General features: G+C 75.5%; 4 protein-coding genes. 3 read left to right on the top strand and 1 reads right to left on the bottom strand.

All coding sequences use genetic code 11. The features are described from left to right. Together ABD323_RS39875 and ABD323_RS39880 are read left to right on the top strand one after the other, a co-directional pair. On the top strand, positions 1–755 hold a 755-nt coding region (locus ABD323_RS39875), incomplete at its 5' end, for a TerD family protein (RefSeq protein ID WP_344447008.1). Positions 756–838: 83 nt separating this feature from the next. After that, on the top strand, positions 839–1525 hold the full coding sequence (locus ABD323_RS39880; RefSeq protein WP_344447009.1) for a hypothetical protein: 687 nt from the start codon (positions 839–841) through the stop codon (positions 1523–1525). Here ABD323_RS39880 and ABD323_RS39885 read toward each other — a convergent pair. Continuing rightward, entirely contained in the window at positions 1489–3624 is a 2136-nt protein-coding gene (locus ABD323_RS39885; protein WP_344447010.1) for an N-acetylmuramoyl-L-alanine amidase, read from the bottom strand. The genes ABD323_RS39880 and ABD323_RS39885 overlap by 37 nt on opposite strands. Positions 3625–3851: 227 nt before the next feature. On the opposite strand from ABD323_RS39885, the gene ABD323_RS39890 reads away from it, so the two are divergent. Then, on the top strand, positions 3852–4071 hold a 220-nt coding region (locus ABD323_RS39890; protein WP_344447011.1), incomplete at its 3' end, for a hypothetical protein.

Consider the following 4071-nt stretch of genomic DNA (forward strand, 5'->3'; position numbering starts at 1 on the left):
GCTCCCCCCCCGGCGGGTCCGCCCCGCCGCCCGCCGGCTCCGGCCCGCCGGTGCCGCCGGCCCCGCCGAGCGCGCCGCCGTTCGCCGTGCCGACCGGCCCCGCGGGCGGGCCCGACGGCCGGCCCCCGCAGGGGCAGCCCGGCCAGGACCGGCAGGGCGCCGCACCGGCCGGACCGCCGCGCGTCACCCTGGACAAGGGCCGGGTCAGCCTGACCAAGGGCGGCTCGGTCTCGCTGGTCAAGAACGGTCAGCCGATGCTCAGTTCGGTGCGGATGGCGCTGGGCTGGGAGCCCGCCTCGCGCGGGCGCAGCATCGACCTGGACGCCTCCTGCATCGCCTTCGACGCCAAGCGCGAGCGACTGGAGACGGCCTGGTTCATGAAGCTGGCGGTCTTCAACGGCGCCATCCAGCACACCGGCGACAACCTCACCGGCAAGGGCGGCGGGGACGACGAGGCGATCGACGTCCACCTGGAGGGCCTTCCCGCCGAGGTCTGCGGACTCGTCTTCGTCGTCAACTCCTTCTCCGGCCAGCGCTTCACGGAGGTCCGCAACGCCTACTGCCGGCTGATCGACACCTCCACCGGCGACGAGCTGGTCCGCTTCAGCCTGACCGAGTCCGAGCCGCACACCGGCGTGGTGATGTGCAAGCTGGTGCGCCAGTACTCGGGTGAGTGGGTGATGACCGCCCTGGGCTCGTACGTGGACTCGAAGACCGCTCGCGGTATGGTCAAGCCCGCTGCCGCCCTGCTCTGAGCAACCTGGCGCCGCCCGGCCGCGTGTCATGGGTACGCGGTCGGATCGGCCGACGGCGCCTACTGCCAGGACGGGGATCTGCAATGGGGCTATTTCTCCGGGACACCAGCTTCCGTACCTCGGACCACGAGGGGGTCTACCGGGCCCTGACGGAGTTCTGGGATTCCGAGGGGTTCGAGCTGGTACCGGTGCCGCCGCCGGTGCCCGGCTCGGCCCGGACGGACTGCTTCACCCTCCACCGGGGCGGCGACGGCTGGACCCACCTCGGCTGGACCGCCGGCTGGGAGTGGGACCTGCGCCGCCGCGCCCAACTGCACGTCTCCCGGGCGCTGGACTGCGCGGGCCTGCTCACCTTCGTCTACGACGGTGAGAGCTGGGGCTACGAGCTCTTCGAATCCGGCGCCGTGCGCGACCAGTTCGTGCACTGGATCGAGGAGACCTTCTTCTTCCCGGGCCGGGACACCACCGGCCGCCCGGACGTCCTGGTCGACGTCTTCCCCGAACTCGCCCTGGACGCGGCCACGGTGGCCGGCTACCTCTCGCCGTTCCCCGAGGACGAGCGGGACGAGCCGAGCTGGAACGTCCGGGTCCGGCCCGACGACGCCTACACCCGCGGCGACCCGCTCTGCTTCATGGACTTCTGGCGCATGCTCGGGATCGACGTCGGTGTGCGCGACGAGCGGATCACGCTGGCCGCGCCGGTCGCGCGGCGCTTCGGGCTGCGCAGGGTCGCTCAGCCGGCCGGCTGGACGTCCGAGGCCCGCAGGTAGGCGAGGCGGTGGTTGTAGCGGATGGGGTAGTAGGTGTCCTGACCGACCACCAGGGTCCGGTCGTCGGGGGCGTCCCCGTCGATGTTGCGGTCGTAGAAGAAGTCGGCCCGCTCCGGGACGTCGTCGGCGGCGAGGTAGGCCTGGCCGGCCGGGATCGTGGCGCGCAGGGCCACCACCTCGGGTGCCGTGATCGCCGGGTAGCGGGCGTAGGCGGCGGACTCCGGGTAGGCCCGGCCGTACACCGGGATCGTGGCCAGGCCCGCGCGCGGGGTCAGCACCGTGCGCGCCCCGGCGCCGGCCGGACCGGCCACCCCCGCCAGCTGGGCGAGCTGGCCCAGGTGGGTGAAGGCCGCGCCGGCGGCCGCCACGTTGGCGGCGACGGCGCGCCGCTCCAGGCGGGCACTGCGCCCGCCGGCGTTGTGGAACCACGCCTGCTGCCCGTCGTACCAGATCGCCGTCCACTCGCCCTGCTGCCCGGCCACCACGTACCCGGTCCCCGTCACGGCCTTGTCGCTCCAGTCGGAGGCGGCGGTGCCGCCGCCGTCGATCAGCGGGGCGTCGTCGGCGGGACGGGTGCGCAGGTAGACGAAGTTCTCCGGGCGGGCCGTCACCGAGCCGACCGGGGGTTCGTTGGAGGCGTCGAAGGCGGGCGCGATGGTGACCACGTCACCGGCCCGGGGGTCACCGGCGTCGCCGGGGCCGATCGGCGCGTTCAGCAGGTCCAGGTAGTGGCCCCAGTCCCAGAAGGTGCCCGGGTCCCAGTGCATGCCGGACTGGCTCGCCTGGGTCGGGCCGGGGACGTCGTCGTGGCCGATGACGTGCTGGCGGTCCAGCGGGACGCCGAAGCGCGCGGCGAGGTAGCGCACCAGCTCCGCCGAGGACTGGTAGAGCTGCTCGGAGTACCAGGTCGGCCGGTCCTTGGGCAGCGCGTAGCCCTCGTGCTCGATGCCGATGCTGTGCATGTTGACGCTCTTGTTGCCGGCGTGCCAGGCGATGTCCTGGGTGCGGACCAGCTGGGTGACGTGACCGTCGGCGGAGCGGACCAGGTAGTGGGCGCACGCCTGCTGCTCCGGGTCCTGGAACGCCGCGATCGACCCGTCGTAGGAGCCCTCGGTGTCGTGGATGACGATGAAGCGGATCGCCTGGCCGTCGGCGGGGCGGTCGGCGGGGTTGTAGTTCCCGAACGAGGTCGGGTCCCTGGGGTCGGTGAGCGCGTACGCGGCCGGGTGGACGTCGCACCCCAGGTCGCTCGGGCACTCGGGCGACACGACGGCGGACGGCACGGGAGCCGGCCCGGCGGACGGCACGGCGACCGGGCTGCCGACCGGAGCCGACGGCGCGGCGACCGGGCCCTCGGCCGCCCGCTCGGCGGAGGCGAGCGCGGGGTCGGCCGGCAGGGTGATCCGGTGGCCGTCCAGCGTGGTGCGACTCACGCCGCCGCGCACGGTCGTGAAGACCCGCTCCGCGAGGAGTCGCCCGGCCGCCCGGTCGCCGGTGCCCGGGCCCGACGACTGCGAACCTGCCGCGCCGAACCGGGCCACCGCCTGGTACCAGGACCCGGCGGTGCGCCGGTACCGGGCCAGCAGGGCCGCGCCGCCGCGGATGTTCTGCGCGCTGTCCGTCCGCAGCTCGGCCGCCGCGCGGTTGATCAACTCGGCGGAGGCGTCCAGGGTGAGCAGCGCGGCGGAGTCGGCGCAGCGGACCGTGCCGCCGACCGCGGTGGTGGCCACCGGGCGCACCGGCCGGCCCTCGCCCGGGCCCTCGCCCCGCCCGTCGCGTTCGGCGCTCCCGTCGCCCGCGACCGCGGCCGGATCCACCTGCGTGAGGCCGAGCACGCCGTAGTTCCCGGTGGTGCTCGGCTCCCCGTGGTGGTCCTCCCAGCGGGTCTCCTGGTAGGACAGCGCCAGCAGCACGGCCTGCGGGACGCCGAACTCCGCTGCCGCGGAGGCGAACTGTCGCTGCAGCAGGTCGGCGGGAGGCGCGGCGGACGCCGCCGCGGTGGTCGCCGGCGCCGCCGTCGCCACGGTCAGGCCCGCGGCGACCACCAGGGCCGGCAGCCCGCGCAGCCGCGGGCGGACGGAGAGGGGGGAGATGGGCATACCTGAACATATCGGCCGCCCGGCCGGCCCCACGCGGGACACGACGGAACGGCCGTCCGCCCCTTGCGGTCCCCCGGACTGACCGGCCCTCAGGGCGGCTCACGCAGGCCGATCATCAGCCTGCGCTGAACGAGTGGAGCCCGCCGCCCGCCCCCGCACGCTGTCCGGGCCGCGCCGGACCCGCCGCCTAACGTGGCCGGATGCGAAGAAGTGGGCGGGTGTGGCCCGTGCTCCTGGGAACCTGTGCGGCCTTCGTGGCCCCGGTGGCGGGGCCGGCCTCCCCCGCTCCGCGGCCGCCCGCGCAGGCGGCCCCGCACCCGGGGGTCGCCGCCCCGGTGCCGGTACCGGCCGCCGCGAGCGCGCCGGCCCCCACGGCCCCCGCGGCCGCGGCCGCGCCGCCCGGCCCCGACTGCGCGCGGCTGGCCTGCGTCGCGCTGACCTTCCCCG

Source organism: Kitasatospora nipponensis (assembly GCF_039528135.1).
In the GTDB taxonomy this organism is placed as follows: Bacteria; Actinomycetota; Actinomycetes; order Streptomycetales; family Streptomycetaceae; genus Kitasatospora; species Kitasatospora nipponensis.

Coding starts and splice junctions, on each gene's coding strand:
- ABD323_RS39880 (WP_344447009.1), top strand. CDS start 839: ATGGGGCTATTTCTCCGGGACACCAGCTTCCGTACCTCGGACCACGAG.
- ABD323_RS39885 (WP_344447010.1), bottom strand. CDS start 3,624: ATGCCCATCTCCCCCCTCTCCGTCCGCCCGCGGCTGCGCGGGCTGCCG.